At 63.4% G+C, this 19,732-nt stretch carries 20 protein-coding genes; 7 read left to right on the plus strand and 13 right to left on the minus strand.

The window, feature by feature from the left end; translation table 11 throughout:
• Positions 1–61 precede the first annotated feature (61 nt).
• Genes WA950_RS16700 through ribH form a run of 3 tightly spaced genes read right to left on the minus strand, consistent with a single transcriptional unit; the run spans position 62 to position 2,238 of the window.
• Complete coding sequence (locus WA950_RS16700; protein ID WP_424552841.1) at positions 62–1,288, minus strand: MFS transporter; 1,227 nt, start codon at positions 1,286–1,288, stop codon at positions 62–64.
• Positions 1,289–1,300: 12 nt separating this feature from the next.
• Complete coding sequence (gene nusB, locus WA950_RS16705) at positions 1,301–1,780, minus strand: transcription antitermination factor NusB (protein ID WP_424552842.1); 480 nt, start codon at positions 1,778–1,780, stop codon at positions 1,301–1,303.
• Complete coding sequence (gene ribH / locus WA950_RS16710; protein WP_424552843.1) at positions 1,777–2,238, minus strand: 6,7-dimethyl-8-ribityllumazine synthase; 462 nt, start codon at positions 2,236–2,238, stop codon at positions 1,777–1,779. The genes nusB and ribH overlap by 4 nt, the downstream gene beginning before the upstream one ends.
• Positions 2,239–2,434: 196 nt before the next feature.
• Here ribH and WA950_RS16715 point away from each other — a divergent pair, with 196 nt between their 5' ends.
• Positions 2,435–2,938 carry a cupin domain-containing protein gene (locus WA950_RS16715; protein ID WP_424552844.1) on the plus strand — a complete coding sequence of 168 codons (504 nt, stop codon included), beginning with the start codon at positions 2,435–2,437 and terminating at the stop codon, positions 2,936–2,938.
• Between the two features lie 5 nt (positions 2,939–2,943).
• Here the strand turns inward: WA950_RS16715 and WA950_RS16720 are convergent, their stop codons facing one another.
• The 8 genes from WA950_RS16720 to WA950_RS16755 all read right to left on the minus strand — a co-directional run bounded on the left by WA950_RS16720 (position 2,944) and on the right by WA950_RS16755 (position 10,600).
• The gene (locus WA950_RS16720) at positions 2,944–4,080 is read right to left on the minus strand and encodes a GGDEF domain-containing protein (RefSeq protein ID WP_424552845.1); all 1,137 of its coding nucleotides are present in this window, start codon (positions 4,078–4,080) and stop codon (positions 2,944–2,946) included.
• Between the two features lie 135 nt (positions 4,081–4,215).
• A complete protein-coding gene (locus tag WA950_RS16725; RefSeq protein WP_424552846.1) occupies positions 4,216–4,833 on the minus strand; it encodes a riboflavin synthase in 618 nt (205 codons plus the stop codon).
• On the minus strand, positions 4,833–5,933 hold the full coding sequence (ribD, locus tag WA950_RS16730; RefSeq protein WP_424552847.1) for a bifunctional diaminohydroxyphosphoribosylaminopyrimidine deaminase/5-amino-6-(5-phosphoribosylamino)uracil reductase RibD: 1,101 nt from the start codon (positions 5,931–5,933) through the stop codon (positions 4,833–4,835). Before ribD ends, WA950_RS16725 begins: the two co-directional genes overlap by 1 nt.
• The gene (nrdR, locus tag WA950_RS16735; protein WP_424552848.1) at positions 5,934–6,413 is read right to left on the minus strand and encodes a transcriptional regulator NrdR; all 480 of its coding nucleotides are present in this window, start codon (positions 6,411–6,413) and stop codon (positions 5,934–5,936) included. It abuts the gene before it with no gap.
• 9 nt (positions 6,414–6,422) lie between these two features.
• A complete protein-coding gene (gene glyA, locus WA950_RS16740; protein WP_424552849.1) occupies positions 6,423–7,721 on the minus strand; it encodes a serine hydroxymethyltransferase in 1,299 nt (432 codons plus the stop codon).
• Between the two features lie 191 nt (positions 7,722–7,912).
• On the minus strand, positions 7,913–9,235 hold the full coding sequence (locus WA950_RS16745; RefSeq protein ID WP_424552850.1) for a L,D-transpeptidase family protein: 1,323 nt from the start codon (positions 9,233–9,235) through the stop codon (positions 7,913–7,915).
• Positions 9,236–9,519: 284 nt separating this feature from the next.
• On the minus strand, positions 9,520–10,032 hold the full coding sequence (ldtR, locus tag WA950_RS16750; protein ID WP_424552851.1) for a transcriptional regulator LdtR: 513 nt from the start codon (positions 10,030–10,032) through the stop codon (positions 9,520–9,522).
• Positions 10,033–10,162: 130 nt separating this feature from the next.
• Positions 10,163–10,600 (minus strand): DUF6163 family protein, encoded by a 438-nt coding sequence (locus WA950_RS16755; RefSeq protein ID WP_424552972.1) that lies wholly within the window; start codon positions 10,598–10,600, stop codon positions 10,163–10,165.
• Positions 10,601–10,754: 154 nt separating this feature from the next.
• Here WA950_RS16755 and hemB point away from each other — a divergent pair, with 154 nt between their 5' ends.
• The 5 genes from hemB (at position 10,755) to WA950_RS16780 (ending at position 14,525) form a co-directional block, all read left to right on the plus strand.
• Positions 10,755–11,771 (plus strand): porphobilinogen synthase, encoded by a 1,017-nt coding sequence (gene hemB / locus WA950_RS16760; RefSeq protein WP_424552852.1) that lies wholly within the window; start codon positions 10,755–10,757, stop codon positions 11,769–11,771.
• A gap of 121 nt (positions 11,772–11,892) precedes the next feature.
• Positions 11,893–12,357 (plus strand): RDD family protein, encoded by a 465-nt coding sequence (locus WA950_RS16765; RefSeq protein WP_424552853.1) that lies wholly within the window; start codon positions 11,893–11,895, stop codon positions 12,355–12,357.
• A 162-nt stretch (positions 12,358–12,519) separates the two neighbouring features.
• Positions 12,520–13,284 (plus strand): arginyltransferase, encoded by a 765-nt coding sequence (locus tag WA950_RS16770; protein ID WP_424552854.1) that lies wholly within the window; start codon positions 12,520–12,522, stop codon positions 13,282–13,284.
• 18 nt (positions 13,285–13,302) lie between these two features.
• Positions 13,303–14,220 carry a DMT family transporter gene (locus WA950_RS16775; protein ID WP_424552855.1) on the plus strand — a complete coding sequence of 306 codons (918 nt, stop codon included), beginning with the start codon at positions 13,303–13,305 and terminating at the stop codon, positions 14,218–14,220.
• Positions 14,217–14,525, plus strand: coding sequence for a type II toxin-antitoxin system death-on-curing family toxin (locus WA950_RS16780; protein WP_424552856.1), 309 nt, complete (start codon positions 14,217–14,219; stop codon positions 14,523–14,525). Before WA950_RS16775 ends, WA950_RS16780 begins: the two co-directional genes overlap by 4 nt.
• Here the strand turns inward: WA950_RS16780 and parC are convergent, their stop codons facing one another.
• Entirely contained in the window at positions 14,526–16,778 is a 2,253-nt protein-coding gene (parC, locus tag WA950_RS16785) for a DNA topoisomerase IV subunit A (protein WP_424552857.1), read from the minus strand. It abuts the gene before it with no gap.
• A 209-nt stretch (positions 16,779–16,987) separates the two neighbouring features.
• Here parC and WA950_RS16790 point away from each other — a divergent pair, with 209 nt between their 5' ends.
• A complete protein-coding gene (locus WA950_RS16790) occupies positions 16,988–18,178 on the plus strand; it encodes a hypothetical protein (protein ID WP_424552858.1) in 1,191 nt (396 codons plus the stop codon).
• A gap of 73 nt (positions 18,179–18,251) precedes the next feature.
• On the opposite strand, the gene creD is transcribed toward WA950_RS16790, so the two are convergent.
• Positions 18,252–19,676, minus strand: coding sequence for a cell envelope integrity protein CreD (gene creD, locus WA950_RS16795; protein WP_424552859.1), 1,425 nt, complete (start codon positions 19,674–19,676; stop codon positions 18,252–18,254).
• Between the last annotated feature and the right edge of the window lie 56 nt (positions 19,677–19,732).

Consider the following 19,732-nt stretch of genomic DNA (forward strand, 5'->3'; position numbering starts at 1 on the left):
GCCGCCGCACGCCAAGCGGTGCGCTGCGCTGGATTTTTCGGCTTGGACCTTGGGAAGCAGCTCAGGCGTTTGCGGGGCGCGAACGCAAAAGTAGCAGCAGGACTAGAACGAGGCTGACGCCGGTGATCGGCCAGAACATCAGGTTGATCGCCTGCCAGCCATAGGCGTTGAACACCTGGCCGGAGGAGAAGGAGGCGAGCGCTACGGCGCCGAACAGGATGATGTCGTGGAACCCCTGGACCTTGTCGGCCTCGTGCGGCCGATAGCTGGAGGCGATGATGGCGGTGGAGCCGATGAAGCCGAAATTCCAGCCGACCCCCAGCAGGATGAGCGCACCCCAGAAGTTCCAAAGCTCGATGCCCGAATGCGCGACGGCCGCGCAGGCCATCAGGATGAGCAGGCCGGCGGCAACCACCTTTTCCGTGCCGAACCGCTGGATCAGCATGCCGGTGAAGAAACTCGGCGCGAACATGGCAAGCACGTGCCACTGGATGCCGAGCGTCGCCATTTCCGGCGAGAAGCCGCAGCCGATGACCATGGCAAGCGGCGCGCCGGTCATCATGAAGGTCATCAGGGCATAGGAGGAAATGCCGCAGACCATCCCGGTCAGGAACCGCTGGGTCAGCACGATTTCCATGAGCGGACGCGCCGCCTCCCCGCTCGCGGCGCCCGCCGCCTTGTGGTCGGGCAGACGCAGGAACAGGAACAGCAGGATCGCCAGGCCGCACAGCGGCGCGAGCGCGACGAAAGCACCGGCAAAGAGCACCGGTTCAAAAAGATCCTTGGTAAGGATGACCACCTGTGGGCCGAGCACGGCGGAAATGACGCCGCCCGCAAGAATCCAGGAAATCGCGCGCGGCTTGTAGAAGGACGGCGAGGCATCGGCCGCTGCAAAGCGGATCTTCTGGGCAAAGCCGCCCGAAATGCCGACAAGCACGAAACCGGATGCAAAGAGCCAGAAATCGCCGCGGAACAGCGCGATGGCGGCGATCAGGCCGCCTGCCGCCCCGATGAGCGCACCGACGATGAAACCATAGGCCCGGCCCAGCATGCGCGCCGCAATCGCGACGAAGATGGCGCCCAGCGCCACGCCGATGTTGAAGCCGGTGAGCGGAGCGGTCGCGAGGGACTTGTCCTCGCCGAGCAGATTGTAACCGGCAAGACCGCCGACGGAAAACACGATGGGACCGGCGGAGGCGAGCAGCGCCTGCGCCAATGTCAGCAGGAAGACGTTGCGGCGTGCGGCCGAAAGCTCCCGTTCAAGACCTTCGACCGTACCCGTGCTCATCTCATCTACCGTTTACTTGCGTGTATCGGGCCGGATCTGCTTGGCGATCCGGTCCAGCACCGCATTCACCAGTTTCGGCTCCTCGTCTTCGAAGAACGCCTTGGCGATCTCGACATATTCCGTGACGATCACGGCGATCGGCACGTCCTTGCGCTCGCGAAGCTCGAACGTGCCGGCGCGCAGGATGGCGCGCACGGTCGAATCGAGACGGGAAAGCGCCCAGTCGTCCTGCAGCGCCGCGCCGATCATCGGGTCGAGCTGGCGCTGGTCGCGCACGACGCCCGCAACGATCGAGCGGAACCAGGAAGCGTCCGCCTTCAGGTACGTGTCGCCATCGAGTTCCTGGCCGAGGCGATGCGCTTCGTATTCGGCGACGATCTCGAGCACGCCCGTGCCGCCGACATCCATCTGGTAAAGTGCCTGCACGGCGGCAAGGCGTGCCGCGCCGCGCTGGTTGGCCGGCTTGACCGGCTGCTGGTCCTTGTCCGTCACTGTTCGCCGCCCAGTTTCTTCTTCAGTTCAATCATGGTCAGCGCCGCGCGGGCCGCAAAGCCCCCCTTGTCGCCTTCCGACCGCCGCGCACGCGCCCAGGCCTGCTGGTCGTTCTCGACGGTGAGGATACCGTTGCCGATGGCCAGGCCCTCGCCGATGGACAGGTCCATCAGCGCACGGCTGGATTCGTTGGCGACGATGTCGAAATGGTAGGTCTCGCCACGGATGACCATGCCGAGCGCGACGAAACCGTCATACCAGGTGCCGCCGTTTTCCATGCCGTCGAGCGCCATGGAGATCGCAGCCGGGATTTCGAGCGCGCCCATGACGGTCGCGACATCGTAGGTGGCGCCGGCAGTGTCGAGCGCATGCTTGGCGCCGTCGAGCATTGCATCGGCCATGTCGTCGTAGAACCGAGCCTCGACGATGAGGAGATGGGGATTATCGGTGTTGGCCATGAATCACCTGAAAATTGGAGGCAGGCCACGCATGTGCGGGCAGAGGCGGCGGTCAAACCACGACGGGCGAGGCTTGGCAAGCTATTTCCATCATCCGGGCCGTTTTCACCCGCCGGCGGCGCTTGCGCCCCGGCAACCGGATTGACATTGCAGAACAAACTACGAACGATGTGCGATCGTCACGAGGAGACCTGCCATGAGCGCGCAAAAACCGCCGATCGTCAATCCCGCCGGACTGCAACTCGAGCACTGGACGCAAGGCACGCTTTACGAATCCCGCGACACATCCTTCGGAGCCCTGCTCGGCCTCAAGGATCTCGGCATCAGTTATGGCGAGGTGCCGCCCGGCAAATCCGGCTGCCCCTTCCACAGCCATCAGGTCGAGGACGAGCTTTTCGTCATTCTGGAGGGGCACGGCACCTATCGCTACGGCGACGACCGGCATCTGGTCGGCCCGGGCGACGTGCTCGGCGCGCCGGCCGGCGGGGCCGAGACGGCGCACCAGATCATCAATACCGGCACGGTGCCGCTGAAATACCTCTCCATCTCATCGATGGCGGCCACGGAGATCTGCGAATATCCGGATTCCGGAAAATTCCTCGCGAAGACGCGGCTTTCGACGGGCGGCAGGACTGAATTCCGCACCATGGGCCGCCTCGGCGAGGATATCGCGTACTGGGAGGGCGAGCCCGGCGCCTGACGGCTTCAGGCGACCAGCGATACGCAGTTGCGGCCGTTGCGCTTGGATTCGTAGAGCGCCTTGTCCGCACTACTGAACAGCGCATCGAAACTCGGGCAGTGGGAACCGCCAAAGGCGATGCCGGCGCTCACCGTGCAGGTGATGGAGCGCCCGCCAACGGGGATGAGCTTGGCGGCGAAGCTCGCGCGGACATGCTCGGCCGTGCGGTGCGCCCGGTCCGGCAGCGTCCGATCCAGCACCACGACGAACTCTTCCCCGCCCAGACGGGCGATGCAGGCGCCCGTGCCGCAGGTATCGCGCAGCACATCGGCGAAGACCTTCAGCACTGCATCGCCGGCCGCATGGCCGTAGAGATCGTTGACCGATTTGAAATTGTCGAGGTCGAAGGCAACCGCTGCCCTGTGCTCATTGACCGGCTCGCCGCCGTAGCGCTCGAAGAGGGCGCGGCGGTTGAGAAGCCCGGTCAGCGCATCGGTGAGTGCTGCGCGCTGGTGGCTGCCCGCGACGCGCCATTGGTTGAGCGCCAGCGACATGGCGCCGATGCCGGTAATGCCGATGATCGCCATGACGAGATTGAGATTTTCGGCCCAGTTGTCCGGTGCGCGTCCCATGACCCATTGGCCATCCTGGATGAGCACGGCCGCGCAAAGCGTGAAGGAAACCGCTGTCAGCAGATAGAAGACGACGATACCGGTCAGCGGAATCAGCGCTTCGTCCCGGCTGCGCCAGTATTCCCGCGCCGTTTCGACGAGGCAGACTGCCACCACGAGGTTGAGCGCGATGAAGCCTATCCCGTCATAGCCGGCGACAAGCCAGGGCAGCACGATGACCGAGCTCGCAGCGAAGATGAAGACCATGCGCCGGCGTCCGCTGCGCCCGGTGCGAAAGCGGTAGGCCGCGCCGTAGATGAAGGCGAAGCCCACGAAGTGCATCAGGAAGGCAAAGCATCCGAGGAGCAGATCCGGGTTCTCGAAATAGACGCTGTAGGCGGCGACAGCCGGAACGATGCAGCCGATTCCGATAGACCAGGAGAGCAGGAACCGCTCGACACGCGCGGACATCCACGATGCAAAAAGCGTCACCGAAAGGCAGAAGCCGGACAGCCCGATCGCCAGGAGCAGGGTGTGATAGTCAGGCGTCATGTCGTCAATGGTCTCCCAGGGTCCGATGCGCGCACCCTAGGAGCCGAGAAGTATCGATATCGTTACGCCGAGGGCACTCTACCGCGTCTATCCTGTACTGATATGGAACGGGGCCTGCCGGCAGTCACGCCGTGGTCACGCCTTGGGTGCGGGAAACTCCGCCAGCCGCGCAGCATAGCGCGCCATGGTATCGACTTCGAAGTTGATGAAGTCGCCGGCCTTGCGCTCGCCCCAGGTGGTGACTTCCAGCGTATGGCGGATGAGGAGCACGTCAAAGACCGCGCCGTCGACCGCGTTGACGGTGAGCGAGGTGCCATCAAGCGCGACAGACCCCTTCGGTGCGACAAAGCGCTCCAGGCCTTCCGGCGCGCGGATGCGGAAGCGCGTGGCATCGCCCTCCTCCTCGACGGAGAGGATTTCCGCCTTGCCGTCGATATGGCCGGATACGATGTGGCCACCGAGTTCGTCGCCGATCTTGAGCGAGCGCTCGAGATTGATGTGCGTGCCGGGTTTCCACGTGCCGATCGTCGTCAGCCGCAGGGCTTCTTCCCAGGCCTCGACCTCGAACCAGCGGGAATTGGCCCCCTCTTCCGGCAACGCCGTGACCGTAAGGCAGGTGCCGGAATGGGCGATGGAGGCGCCCATGTCGATGGTGGCGGGATCGTAACTGGTGCGTATGCGCAGGCGAACCCCCTCATTCATGGGCTCGACCTTCTCCACCGTTCCAATATCCGTGACAATGCCGGTAAACATCAATCGTCTCTTTCGTATTCTTGCATTCGGTCCGCACCATAGCGGACGCTATGGCGTAGCGAAAACCCGTCCGGCATCCGCCCGAAGACAAATGGGGATGCGACCCCGTCCTTGCCAATGGTCGCACGGCCGCTGAAAAGCAGGATGCGGTCGACCAGCCCGGCATCGAGGAAGGACTGCGCCGTGCGCGCGCCGCCTTCGACCAGCAGCGAGGAGATGCCGCGCGTGGCGAGAGCGACCAGCAGCGCATCGAGCCGGTGCGGGTCGCAGATGAGCACCTCGACACCCAGCGCTTCGAGCGCCGCCTGCCGGGCTGCCAATGCCGGTTCGTCTCTGCCATCCTTCGCCGTCACCGCAATGACCGGGACCTGTTGCGCCGTCCGCGCCAGCTTCGATGCCGGCGACAGCTCCAGCCGCGGATCGAGCACGATACGCACCGGCGAGCGGGCTTCGAGCCCCGGCAGGCGGCAGGTGAGTTCCGGATCGTCGGCAAGCGCCGTGCCGATGCCGACCAGAATCGCATCGGTCTCGGCCCGCAGGACATGGACCTGTCCACGCGAGACCGGTCCGGTGATTGCCACCTGCCCCGCACCGAGCCGGCCAAGCATGCCATCGGCGGAAACGGCAAGCTTCAGAGTCACATAGGGGCGCTTCTTCGTCTGCCGGGTCAGGTAGGCGGCAAGCGCATCGCGCCCTTCCGCCTCCAGCAGGCCCGTCGCAACCTCGATGCCGGCATTGCGCAACATCGAAAGCCCCCTGCCCGCCACGCGCTCGTCTGGATCGGTCACCGAGACGACGACCCGCGCGACGCCCGAGGCGGTCAGCGCATCGGCGCAGGGTGGCGTCTTGCCGTGGTGCGAACAGGGTTCGAGGGTGACATAGGCCGTCGCGCCGCGCGCGGCCTCGCCGGCTGCAGCCAAAGCCTGCGTTTCCGCATGCGGCCGTCCGCCAGGCGCGGTCACGGCGGAACCGACGATCAGGCCATCCTTGACGATCAGGCAGGCGACGGAAGGATTGGTTGCGGTCAGGCCAAGATTGCGGCGGCAGAGGCGGATCGCCGCCGCCATGAAGCGCTTGTCGTCTTCGGCCCCGCCGGACATCTAGCCGTCTGCGCCCGGATCCCGGGCGATCTTGGCGGAGACTTCTGCGAGAATCTTCTCGAAGTCATCGACATGGGAGAAATCGCGGTAGACCGAGGCGTAGCGCACGAAGCCCACGTCATCGAGCGCCTTCAGCGCCTCGAGCACCTGCAGGCCGATCCCCTCGGACGAGATTTCCGTCTCGCCGGAGCTTTCAAGCCGGCGCACGATGCCCGAGACCGCGCGCTCGATGCGGTCCCGGTCGACGGGCCGCTTGCGAAGCGCGATCTCGAAGGATCTCAGGAGCTTGTCGCGGTCGAAGGGGGCCTTGCGGCCCGTCTTCTTGGCAACCATCAGTTCGCGCAACTGCACCCGCTCGAAGGTCGTGAACCGACCACCGCAATCCGGGCAGATGCGCCGGCGGCGAATGGCGGCCCCGTCCTCTGCAGGACGGGAATCCTTCACCTGCGAATCTTCCGAACCGCAATAGGGGCAGCGCATACCGGCTCCTTACATGTAGGAATACATCGGGAAGCGGTCGGTGAGCTTCACCACCTTTTCCCGCACGGCCGATTCGACCGCTGCATTGCCTTCGTCCGAGTTGGCGACCTTCAGGCCATCGAGAACCTCGACGATCAGGTTGCCGATTTCCTTGAACTCGGCTTCCTTGAAGCCGCGGGTCGTGCCGGCCGGCGTGCCGAGGCGGACACCCGACGTGACGAACGGCTTTTCAGGGTCGAACGGGATGCCGTTCTTGTTGCAGGTGACATAGGCGCGGCCGAGAGCGGCTTCCGCGCGCTTGCCGGTCGCGTTCTTCTTGCGAAGGTCGACCAGCATCAGGTGGTTGTCGGTACCGCCCGAAACGATGTCGAGACCGCCGGCCCTCAGCGTCTCGGCCAGCGTTCTGGCATTCTTGACGACCTGTGCGGCATATTCCTTGAACTCGGGCTGCAGCGCTTCGCCGAAGGCGACCGCCTTGGCGGCGATGATGTGCATCAGCGGACCACCCTGCAGGCCCGGGAAGACGGCCGAATTGATCTTCTTCGCGATGTCCTCGTCGTTGGTCAGGACGACGCCGCCGCGCGGGCCGCGCAGCGACTTGTGCGTCGTGGTCGTGGCGACGTGGCAATGCGGGAACGGCGACGGATGCTGGCCACCGGCGACGAGGCCGGCAATGTGCGCCATGTCGACCATGAGATAGGCGCCGACTTCATCGGCGATCTCGCGGAAACGCTTCCAGTCCCAGATGCGGGAGTAAGCGGTGCCGCCGGCGATGATGAGCTTCGGCTTGGTCTTGCGGGCCTTTTCGGCGACGTCATCCATGTCGAGCAGATGATCGTCTTCACGCACGCCGTAGGAAACGACGTTGAACCACTTGCCGGACATGTTGACCGGCGAGCCGTGCGTAAGGTGACCGCCCGAATTGAGGTCGAGGCCCATGAAGGTGTCGCCCGGCTGGAGCAGCGCGAGGAAGACGGCCTGGTTCATCTGCGAGCCGGAGTTCGGCTGCACGTTGGCGAAATTGACGCCGAACAGCTTCTTGGCGCGCTCGATGGCAAGCTCTTCGGCGATATCGACGAACTGGCAGCCGCCGTAGTAGCGCTTGCCCGGATAGCCTTCGGCATACTTGTTCGTCATGATCGAGCCCTGCGCTTCGAGCACGGCGCGCGAAACGATGTTCTCCGAGGCGATCAGTTCGATCTCATGACGCTGGCGACCGAGTTCCTTCTGGATCGAGCCGAAAATATCCGGATCGGTGTCGGCGAGAGAACGCGTGAAGAAAACGTCGGTGGCGGAAGACTGGCTCATCCTCGAGGCTCCTTAAGGGTCGGTGGCACGGTGTTTATCGTCCTCGCATGGCAAGAGCAATATCCGCTCCACGGTTTGCGCCATTTCCGTACGTCTTACGAAATAAATGCGACACTTCGCCCGAAGCCCGACGAACAAAGGCCCCGCTTCCCGGCGGAAAGCGAGGCCTTTGAAAAATCACATAAATAGCCTTATTGCGGCAGAAGGTCGCTTTCGACGGACTGGCCGCCTTCCTGGTTGTAGCCGGTCTGGAGGGCGAGCTCGGTGGCGCCGTCCTTCTGGTAGATATCGTCGCGGAACTGCACGACGCGGTCCTTGGCCGACCAGGCGGTGATGTAGGTGAAGAAGACCGGAACTTCCTGGGCGAGCTTGACCGGCGTATTGACGCCGCTCTTGATGGTCGCCTCCATCTGCTGGCGCGACCAGCCGGGGGTGTCCTTCAGAAGCCAGAGGGAGAGATCGCGCACGTTCTGCACGCGCACGCAGCCCGACGATTCGAAGCGCATCAGCTTGTTGAACAGGCCCTGCTGCGGCGTATCGTGCATGTAGACCTGATGCTCGTTGTGGAAGTTGATCTTCGTCGAGGACATCGCGTTGATCTTGCCGGGATCCTGACGGAACATCAGGTTCGGCGCCTTTTCGGCGTTCCAGTCGACCGTTTCCGGCGAGACTTCACCGCCGCTACCGTCGAACAGGCGGATCGAATTGCGCGAGAGATAGGTCGAATCCTTGCGCATCAGCGGCATGATGTCCTTCTGGATGATCGAGCGCGGCGCGGTCCAGTAAGGGTTCAGGATGACTTCATAGATCTTGGAGTTCAGCACCGGCGACTGGCGATCGATCTTGCCGACGATGGCGGTGTGACGCAAGGCGACGCGGCCATCCTCGACGGCTTCGATATAGGCGGCCGGAATATTGACCGTGACATAGCGGCGGCCGAGATCGCCGGACATGGCCTGAAGACGAACGAGGTTCGTCTGAAGCTGGCCGAGCCGCACATTGGCCGGAATATTGAGCGCCTTCAGCGTATATTCGCCGACAGAACCGTCGGCCGGCAGGCCGTGGCGGGCCTGGAAGCGCTTGACGGCGCCATCCACGTAGGAATCGAAAGCACCGCTCGTGCCGGCGGAACGCGGCAGGTCGCCCGAGATGATCAGGCGCTGGCGAAGCTCTTGCACGGCCGGATCGGAGACGCCCATTTCCAGCTTCTGCTGCGTGTTGACCATCGGCCAGCCACCATTCGCAACGATGTTCTGGTAATCGACGATCGCCTGCTGGAGGTAGCCGGAGCTGCCGGAGCCGAAAATCGGGTTGTTGGAGACGACGGCGGTGGCGGTACGCGAAGCCTCGGCGTCGAACTGGTCGTCCCAGTTGCCGCGGCGCGGAGCATTGAGGATGTCGTCGAGCGCCGTCTGGGCCAGCGTCGGGCCGGCCACGGCGGCCGCGCCGAAGGTTGCGGCGGAGCGCAGGAACGCGCGGCGCGAGAACACATCAAATCCGTTTTTGCGAGACATCTATCCTACCATCTCCTGAGACGCCGCATCAGCGGCGAGGTGCACGCGGCACGTCGACCAAAGGGTCCATACCCGATGCAGCTATCACGAACAGGGTTAACAAACGCAAACCGGACTTGCCGTTCGCGCATACCTGAACCCATTGTCCGGGTCTCATAGCAATATGGCCAATTCGTGTCTCGCAGCCCCCCGCCCGCCGCGAGCGCCGGCACGAAAAACGGGAAAAGCCGGACGCGCAGGGGACGCGGCCGGCTTTTAGGAGGAGGTCGGAAAATCGTCTGGAATTACAGGCGATACAGGATCGAGTCGTTCCAGAAGCGATCGAGACGCTGGAGCAGCTTGTTCATCTGGTTGAACTCGCCTTCGCCGATGCCGCCGACCTTCTGGATCGAGCCGATATGGCGCTCATAAAGCTTGGCGACGGTCTCGGCGACTTCCTGGCCGCTTTCCGTCAGGCTGATGCGGACCGAGCGGCGGTCAATGCGCGAGCGCTGGTGGTTGATGAAGCCGAGATCGACCAGCTTCTTGACGTTGTAGGAAACGTTCGAGCCGAGATAGTAACCGCGCGAGCGCAGCTCGCCTGCCGTCAGTTCCGAATTGCCGATGTTGAACAGAAGCAGCGCCTGGATGGCATTGACGTCGGAGCGGCCGGCGCGGTCGAATTCGTCCTTGACGACGTCGAGCAGGCGACGGTGCAGACGTTCGACGAGGTGGAGGGATTCGAGATAGAGGTTGCGGATCGCGTCTTCCTGCGGATCGACGGCGGGGACCTGCTGCGTCTTGATCTTGGTGTTCATGGTTTCTGCCTCACTGTTTCGTTTGGCGGTGTTGGTTTGTTTCCCGCCTTGAGTCAGAACCTAACGAATGCATCTAAAATTCTACTTAAACCGCAGCCTTAACAGCACCTTACCAGAGCGCGACCGTGTCTCAGGGTGAATCAGTTCTTACCGTCCGTGCCTGGCGCCGCCGCTGGATGAAGAGCGCCACGTGGAAAAGAACGAAAACGACGGTAACCGTGAGGTGCATATAGACCAGCAACCGGTTGATGCCGAAAATCGACGGATAGACCTCGTGCATGGCGACCTCGGTCGCCGCCGCGATGAGCCAGATCACCGGCCCCCAGGACACCAGAAGCCAGAGCCCGACGGCGGCAACGGGGAAGAGTACGGCAAGCGCCGTGGACGCTGCCTTCCAGGCTGGCGGCAGCAGGTCGAAACGCCCCTGCCCTTCCAGGGAGAAGCCGGTCAGCATCGCCCAGTACTGAAGCGCGAACCATAGCGAGGCCACCGCCACCAGCCGCAGGAACAGCATGAAAAGCGTTTCGGTCAGGCTTGGCCTGGGGCCCTTGGCAGAATCAGAAACCATGAGGCGGACAGTAAGGGCAAGGCCGGCCGGCATAAAGCCCGCAAACGCGTCATGCACGGCCATATGCCGCAGCCCGCTCCCTCGCGCGCGTGATTTGATTGGCGCGGCCGACATGGTAAGGAGGCGGCAACGCATCCACCCGAGGAAAAGCAGCATGACCGGCACACGGAACATCGTCGACGACATCACCGGCCATCGCCGCATGCGGCGCAACCGGAAGGCCGACTGGACACGCCGGCTCGTGCAGGAAAACCGCCTGACGGTCGACGATCTCATCTGGCCGGTCTTCGTCGTGCCCGGCACGAATGTCATCGATCCCATCGCCGCCATGCCAGGCGTCAACCGCATGAGCGTCGACAAGCTCGTCGAGGCAGCCAAGGAAGCGGCCGATCTCGGCATTCCGGCGATCGCAACCTTCCCCAACATCGAGATGCACCTGCGCGACGAGACCGGCTCGAACAGTCTTCTTGCCGACAACCTCATCAACGAGGCGACGCGCGCCATCAAGAAATCCGTGCCCAACATCGGCGTCATCACCGACGTGGCGCTCGACCCCTTCACCAGTCACGGCCATGACGGCGTGCTGCGCGGCGACGTCATCGTCAACGACGAGACGGTCGAACTGGTGGCAAGGGCCGCCGTCGTTCAGGCCGATGCCGGCTCCGACATCATCGCCCCCTCCGACATGATGGACGGGCGCATCGGGGTGATCCGGCAGGCGCTCGACGAAGCCGGGCACCAGAATGTCGGCATCATGTCCTATGCGACGAAATTCGCCTCCGCCTTTTACGGCCCCTATCGCGATGCCATCGGCACCGGCGGCCTGCTCAAGGGTGACAAGAAGACCTACTACATCGATCCGGCAAACGGCACCGAAGCGATCCGCGACGCGGCGCTCGACGTCGAGGAAGGCGCGGACATGCTGATGGTCAAGCCCGGCCTGCCCTATATCGATATCTGCTGGCGCATGAAGGAGGCTTTTGGCCTGCCGGTCTTCGCCTATCAGGTTTCGGGCGAATACAGCCAGATCAAGGCCGCTGCGATGAACGGCTGGATCGACGGCGAACGCGTCATGCTCGAAACCCTGCTCGCCTTCAAGCGCGCCGGCTGCGACGGCATCCTCACCTATTTCGCGATGGACGTGGCGCGGCATCTGGCGCGCAAGGGCTGAACCACGCCTGTCTCCATTCTCCTCCCTCATGGCGGAGGAGAGTGATCCGACAACCTTCTGCCGTTGTTTTCCATCAGAACATTCCCATATGTCAGGCATGTTCCATGCAGGAGACAACCAGATGAGCGCTGATTTCAACGAAACGCGGATTCCGTCTTCGGACTGGCAGGCCTATCGCGGCGTGCTGTCGCGGCGGATCTTCGCCTTTCTGATCGACTATGCGATCGTCGCCCTTTTGTGGATTCCCGCAGCCGTCGTGGTTTTCTTCCTCGGCATCCTGACGCTCGGCCTCGGCTTTTTCCTGTATCCGGCGCTGTTTGTCATCGTCGCCATGCTCTATTTCGGCCTGACGATGGGCGGCCCGAGCCAGGCGAGCGCCGGCATGAATGTCATGGGCCTTGCCCTGGCCCGCGTCGACGGCCGGTCGGTGGATTTCCTGACAGCGATCGTTCACCTCGTCCTGTTCTGGATAGGCAATGCGCTGCTGACGCCGTTCATCGTGCTTGTCGGCCTCTTCACCGATCGCGGCCGCCTGCTGCACGATCTCCTGCTCGGCACCGTCATGGTCCGCCGCGGCTACGCCTGACGGGCGACAAGCCCGAAGGGCGAGCCGCGTCGTCCCCTGCGCATGGCCCTTTCTCCGGATCGAATATGCCGGGAAGGGTCATGCGGCAGTTGACCTTTTTGTGAACTGAGCCATGGTATTGGCATACAAGCGTCACACACCGACGGAGTCGCCTCACGGCCGATGAATACGCAGGCAACATCCTCTCCGCAGTTCTATCTGACCGCGCCGGCGGCTTGCCCCTATCTGCCGCAGGAGATGGAACGGAAGGTGTTTACCCACCTGGTGGGTGAGCGTGCGCCGGAACTGAACGATCTCCTGACCCAGGGCGGCTTCCGCCGCTCCCAGAACATCGCCTATCGCCCGGCCTGCGAGACCTGCCGCGCCTGCATTTCCGTGCGCATCCTCGTCAACGAATTCGAGCCCCGCCGTACCATGCGCCGCGTGCTGGCGCAGAACCGCGACCTGATCTCGCACGAATATCCGGCCGAGCCCTCCAGCGAGCAATATTCCCTCTTCCGCCACTATCTCGATGCCCGCCACCAGAAGGGCGGCATGTCCGACATGTCGGTGCTCGACTATGCGATGATGGTGGAGGATACCCACGTCAACACGAAGATCATCGAATACCGCCTGCGCGAGGAAGGCTCCGGCCTCAAGGAACGCCCGCAGGGCGAATTGCTTGCCGTGGCGCTGACCGACCGCATGAGCGACGGCCTGTCCATGGTCTATTCCTTCTACAATCCGCAAGCCGCCGACCGTTCGCTCGGCACCTTCATGATTCTCGACCATATCCGCCGGGCAAGGACGCTCGGCCTGCCGCACGTCTACCTCGGCTATTGGGTCAAGGGATCGCGCAAAATGGACTATAAAACAAAGTATCTGCCGCAAGAACACCTGATGCCGCGCGGCTGGGAGCGCTATGATGGCGAAAATTCCGCCGCATAAACCAGAACTGGTCCCGACGTGCCCTCAACAAGCAATGCCGCCCTTCACCGCAAGGGCCTCCTGATCACCGCCATCGGCGGCCTTGCCCTCTCCTTCGACATTCCGCTGATCCGTTCCGCCGATGGTGAATTCTGGTCGATGCTCGTGCTGCGGAATCTCTCGGTGTTCCTGATGGCTCTCGTCCTGTGGGCTTTCCTGAACGTCGTCCTTCGCCGGAAGACCGTCCTCGTGCCCGGCCGCAAGGGCCTGTTGATCGCCTTGTTCTACGCCGTCAACTCGCTGACCTTCATGCTGGCGGTCTTCAATACGACGACGGCGAACGTCGTCTTCATCCTGGCGTTCACCTCGATGTTCGCCGCAATCCTTTCCTGGATTTTCCTCGGGGAACGGCCGAGCAACGCAACGCTGGCAACCATGGCCGCCATGGTCATCGGCGTCATCCTCATCGTCAACGAGGGGCTGGCGAGCGGAAACTTTTTCGGCGATGCGATGGCCGCCTGCTCGGCGCTGATGCTCGCAAGCGCCCTGACGCTCAGCCGCAGCAGCGGCGCCGACATGGGATTCGTTCCATTGGTCGCATCCCTCATATCGGGCGGGGCCGGCCTGTTCCTGCTTCCCGAGGGCGGCCTCACGGTCGCCGAGCCCATCTACATCCTGTTCAACGGGATCGTCCTGCTGCCGCTCGCCTTCTGGTGTCTGGCGACAGGCCCGCGCTACCTCTCGGCGCCGGAGGTCGGCATGTTCTATCTCGTGGAAACAGTGCTCGCGCCCATCTGGGTCTGGATCGTCTTTACCGAAACACCCACCACCCAAACCCTCATCGGCGGCACCATCCTCATCCTCGCGCTGCTGGCCCATTCGCTCTGGCAGATGCGCTCAAAGACCCGCGCCGCCAAGGATGGCGACCCGGCGGCGGAGGTCCCGGCTACGGGGTGACGGTTGAGAATGCGCTGGAAGCTGCCCTGGCGCACCCTCTCGACAAGGCAGCCTATGGCACCCCGGCTCTATTCGAGCTTGCGGCCGCCTACCTTTACGGCATCGTGCGCAACCATCCGTTTTCCGATGGCAACAAGCGAACGGGCTTCCTCGCCGCATTCTCGTTCCTGATATTGAACGGCTTCCTGATCGAGGCGTCGCAGGCTGATGTGGTCGCCTTCGTCCTCGCCGTCGCAGCCGGCGAGATCGATGAAGAGGGCGCGACACGCTTTTTGCGCGACGTCAGCGCCCCCTACCCCGGCTGATCAGCCGCTGAATTTTCCGCTGCGCGGAAAACCCTTCGGGACCGTGCGGCCGGCGCTGGCGCGGTCGCCCATCCACTCGGTGAGTTCGTCCTTGTTGCGCACGAAGTTGCGGCCGGCGCTGTCGTCCCATGTAAGACCGTCGGCGAGCGCGAAGCAGCGGAGGTCGGAGACGCCGCCGTCCTTGTAGCGTTGCAGGCGCACGCCCTTGCCGCGCGTCATTTCCGGAAGCTGCGCCAGCGGGAAGACCAGCATCTTGCGGTTTTCCCCGACGACGGCGACATGATCGCCGCGCACCGGCACGACGAGCTTTGCCTCGTCCGGCATGCCGACATTCATCACCTGCTTGCCCTTGCGGGTATTGGCGACCATCTCGGTTTCCGAAACGACAAAACCGTTGCCGGCCTGCGAGGCGACGATGACCTTGCGGGACGGGTCATGCACAAAGGCCGTCAGCACGTCCTGGTCGTTTTCCATGTCGACCATGATGCGCAGCGGTTCGCCATGGCCACGACCGCCCGGCAGCTTGTCAGCGCCGAGCGTGAAGGCCTTGCCGCCCGTCGTGAGGATCAGAACCTTGTCCGTCGTCTGCGCGGGGAATGCGACCTTCAGTGCGTCGCCCTCCTTGAACTGGAGGCCGGACGTATCGGCGATATGCCCCTTCAGCGCGCGGATCCAGCCCTTTTCCGAGATGACGACCGTGACCGGCTCCTTCTCGATCATGGCCTGCTGGATCGCCTCGATATCGGCCTCAGGCGCGCTGGCGAACTGGGTGCGGCGGCGGCCGAGTTCGGTCGCCTTGGCGAATTTCTTGCGGACCTCGCCGATTTCCCAGGCGACGGTCTGCCACTGCTTCTCGTCGGATGCGAGCAGCGCCTCGATCTCCGCCTTCTCCTTCGACAGGTTGTCGAATTCGGTGCGGATTTCGAATTCCTCGAGCTTGCGCAGCGAGCGCAGGCGCATGTTGAGGATCGCCTCGGCCTGCACGTCCGTCAGCGAGAAGGTCTCCATCATGGAAACCTTCGGCTCATCCTCCTCGCGGATGATGCGGATCACCTCGTCGAGATTGAGATAGGCGACGAGATAGCCGCCGAGGATTTCAAGACGCCGGTCGATGGCCGCAAGTCGATGCCGCGAGCGGCGCTGCAAAACCTCACGCCGGTGGGCGAGCCATTCGACGAGCACGTCCTTGAGGCCCATGACGCGCGGCACGCGGCCCATGGACAGGACGTTCATGTTGAGCGGAATGCGGCTTTCCAGCTCGGAGAGCTTGAACATCGATTCCATCAGGATCGTCGGATCGACGGTGCGGCTCTTGGGCACCAGCACGATGCGCACATCCTCGGCCGATTCGTCGCGGACGTCCTCGAGCAGCGGCAGCTTGCGGGCGATGAGTAGCTCGGCGATCTTCTCGATCAGGCGCGACTTCTGCACCTGATAGGGAATCTCGGTGATGACGATCTGGTAGCCGCCGCGGCCGAGATCTTCCGTCTGCCACTTGGAGCGGACGCGAAAACCGCCGCGGCCCGTCCGGTAGGCCTCGATGATGCTTTCGCGGCTATCGATGATGATGCCGCCGGTCGGCAGGTCCGGGCCCTGCACGAATTCGACGAGCTTCTCCACTTCCGCGTCGGGATTGCGGATGAGATGGAGCGCCGCGTCGCACAGTTCATGCACGTTGTGCGAGGGAATGGAGGTCGCCATGCCGACGGCGATGCCGGAGGAACCGTTCGCCAGCAGGTTCGGGAAGGCGCCCGGCAGCACGACCGGCTCTTCGTCTTCCTCGTTGTAGGTCGGGCGGAAATCGACGGCATCCTGTTCGATACCTTCAAGCAGCAGCGAGGCGACCTCGGTCATGCGCGCTTCGGTGTATCGGTAGGCGGCGGCGTTGTCGCCGTCGATATTGCCGAAATTGCCCTGGCCGTCGACGATCGGGTAGCGCTGCGAGAAATCCTGCGCCAGGCGCACCAGCGCGTCGTAGACCGACTGGTCGCCGTGCGGGTGGAACTTACCGATGACGTCGCCGACGATACGCGCGCATTTCTTGAAGGAGGAATTGGACTTGAGGCCCAGTTCGCTCATCGCGTGGATAATGCGGCGATGGACCGGTTTCAGGCCGTCGCGGACATCCGGAAGCGCGCGCTGCGTGATGGTCGAAAGCGCATAGGCAAGGTAGCGCTCTTCCAGCGCTGCCTTCAGATCGACCGGTTGGATGTTGTCGTCTCCGCCGTCCGGCGGCAAAGTGTTTTGTCCCATGGGTCTTGACTAGACGCTTGACCGATTCGCGGCAAGGAATCAGGCCAATCGGGCTGTGGATAGCGGTTTGTGACGCTTCTTTGAAATCTGCCATCAACAACACAGAATTGCGTGGAAACTGCCGCTGGCATGAATATATTCGCCGCACCGCTCGTCTATGAGCGGTAACGGCATAGCAGCCGTAGAAAAATCAGAAAGAGAACCAATCAATGATGCGCACCTCCCATTTCCGCACCCTTCTCGCCGGCGCAGCGCTCGCCACCCTGGCAAGCCCCGCCTTCGCGCTTGATGGCGCGGATCTGATGGCCAAGCTGAACGCCACCTATGCCACCAGCGGCGTATCGATCAGTTCCACGAATGTCGGCGTCGACGGCTCGACCGTGACGCTGGAAGGCGCCGAACTGACGGCGACGGGCAGCGACGCACCGGTCAAGCTTGGCACCATCACGATGGACGGCGTCGAGGAAGACGGCGACGGCGGCTACACGATCGAGACCGTCTCGTTCGAGGATATCAACGTTACCGAAAAGGAAACGACGGTCACGGCCGAGGATCTCGCGATCACCGGCGTCTCGATCCCCGGCGAGGTCGTTGCCGGCACGCTCGAATCGTTGATGATGTACGAATCGGCCTCCTCCGGCCCGGTCAGCGTCTCCGCCAACGGCAAGGAAGTGTTCTCCATGTCCGGCATGGAAGCGAACATGACCCGCATGGACGACGATGCCGGCCTCGAATTCAACGCGACGATGTCCGACCTCAAGGCGGACCTCACCTCGGTCGAGGACCCCAAGGCCAAGGAAACGCTCGACAAGCTGGCTCTCCACTCGCTGGAAGGCAAGGTCAGCATGTCCGGCAGCTGGGAACTGGCCAGCGGCAAGCTGACCGTCGATGAATATGCCTTCGACTTCAAGGATATCGGCCGCCTCAACCTGAGCCTCGCCTTCTCTGGCTACACGCTCGACTTCCTGAAGAGCATGCAGGAAACCCTCAAGGCAGCAGAAAGCAACCCGAACAAGGAAGAGGCCAATGCCGCCATGGGCATGTCCATGATGGGCCTCGTCCAGCAGCTGACCTTCAACAACGCCTCGATCTCGTTCGAGGACGCCTCGATCACCAAGAAGCTGCTCGACTACGCCGGCGGCGAACAGGGCGTGACGGGCGACCAGATGGCCCAGTCCCTGAAGGGCCTTGTTCCGCTCATGATCGCGCAGCTCAACATGCCCGACCTGCAGAACCAGATCTCGGCTGCCGTCAACACCTACCTCGACGACCCGAAGAGCATCCGGATCAGCGCCGAGCCGAAGGAGCCGGTGCCGTTCCCGATGATCATGGGCGCCGCCATGGGCGCACCGCAGACCATCCCGCAGGTTCTCGGCGTTTCCGTTACGGCCAACCAGTAACAGGCCGTTCCAGACCTTTGGAAATGAAAAGCCCGGAGCATCGCTCCGGGCTTTTTTTGCTGCAGACGAGGTCTCAGCGGGTCTGCGCCGGGGCAGACCAGTCGACGCGCCGCGTCGCGTACATCGTCGCGGCAATGGTGACGAAGGAGATCAGCGCGCCGGCGAGCAGTGCATATTCGTCCTCGCGCAGCACCAGATACATCACGCCATAGGCTGACAGCAGCACGGCGCCGAGCGCCAGGCCGTTCCTGCGGCTGCCCGTCGCACTGCCGAGATAGGCCGCGATCAGGAGGGTCGTGGCAAGTGCGGCAACCGCATAGGCGATGGTGAAGCCGGTGTGCTCGGCAAGGGCCAGCAGCAGCACGTAGAAGACGATGAGCGCAAGCCCCGTCAGCACATACTGGATCCAGTGCACCATGCGCCCGCCCTTCAGCTCCACGACGAAGACGGCGAGGAAGACGAGCGAGATGAAGCCGATCGAATATTTCAGCGTGCGTGAGACCACCTGGTAGAACTGCACGGGCTCGACGAGGTTGATGCTCATGATGCTGCCCGCGAGCGGCAGGGTCGGGCCGACGGCGACACGATCGATGCCGCGGGCAAGATAGGGGATCGTCCACTTCGCGGAAAATCCCGCTTCCGTCACGCTCTTCTCCTCCGGCAGGAAGACGCCCTCGAAACCCGGATGCGGCCAGTTCGCCTTCGCGGAGAAGGTCGTCGTCTGGCCGGCCGGTGCGAGGGCGAAGCTGCGCGAACCGTTGAGCGACAGGGCGATCTCGAAGGCGAAGCCGTTTTCGACGAGCGGACGCTCGATTGCCCTATGCACGCCGACACTGCTCTGCGGCGTGGCATAGCCGTCCGCCCCCGCTTCGGCCATGGCGGAAATCTGCCGCATGCCGGGATCGAACGGCCGCACCGCGCCATTGTCGATCTTCACGCCGGCATCGGAGCGGATGCCGGTAATGTCGTTGATGTTGAGCACGAGGATGGCACGGTCGAGCTGCGGCGTGCCGGCGATTTGCGCAAGGTCCTGCAGGATGTTGCTGCCGAAGCGGCCCTTCAGCGTCAGCGCACCGTTATAGACCGGCAGCGTGTAGATCGAGAGCCGGCGCTCCTCTGTCGTCAGGTCCGCCGTCACGTCCAGCGTTTCGGGCATGACGAGCGCCCATTCGGTGACCGGCTCGACGATGGTGCGGCCATCCACCTGGCGGCTGCGCTGCACGTCGAAGGGCACGGCGATGTAGGGCCCGTTGATCGACTGCGCGCCGCCCCAGCCCGTGGCGATGCGGCGCGAGACATCCGTTGCCCGCTGCGCCCGCTCTTCCGTCAGGCCCCAGACGAGGAGCAGCGGCACCAGCAGCGCCACGGAGATAATGCCGATCATGATGAACTTGACGCCGGGCGAACGCAGGAACGTCGAGAGGTTGCCGCGCGGCTCGCTATCGCGTGCCGGCCGGGATGGTGTCGGGACGGCATCGTCCCTTTCGGTATTGGTCATGAAAGTCCCTCCAGTCATGGTTCGCCTCTTCGGGCGAAAATTCACGCTAAGGGTGC

The organism is Shinella sp. (genome assembly GCF_049651085.1).
Classification (GTDB): Bacteria; Pseudomonadota; Alphaproteobacteria; order Rhizobiales; family Rhizobiaceae; genus Shinella.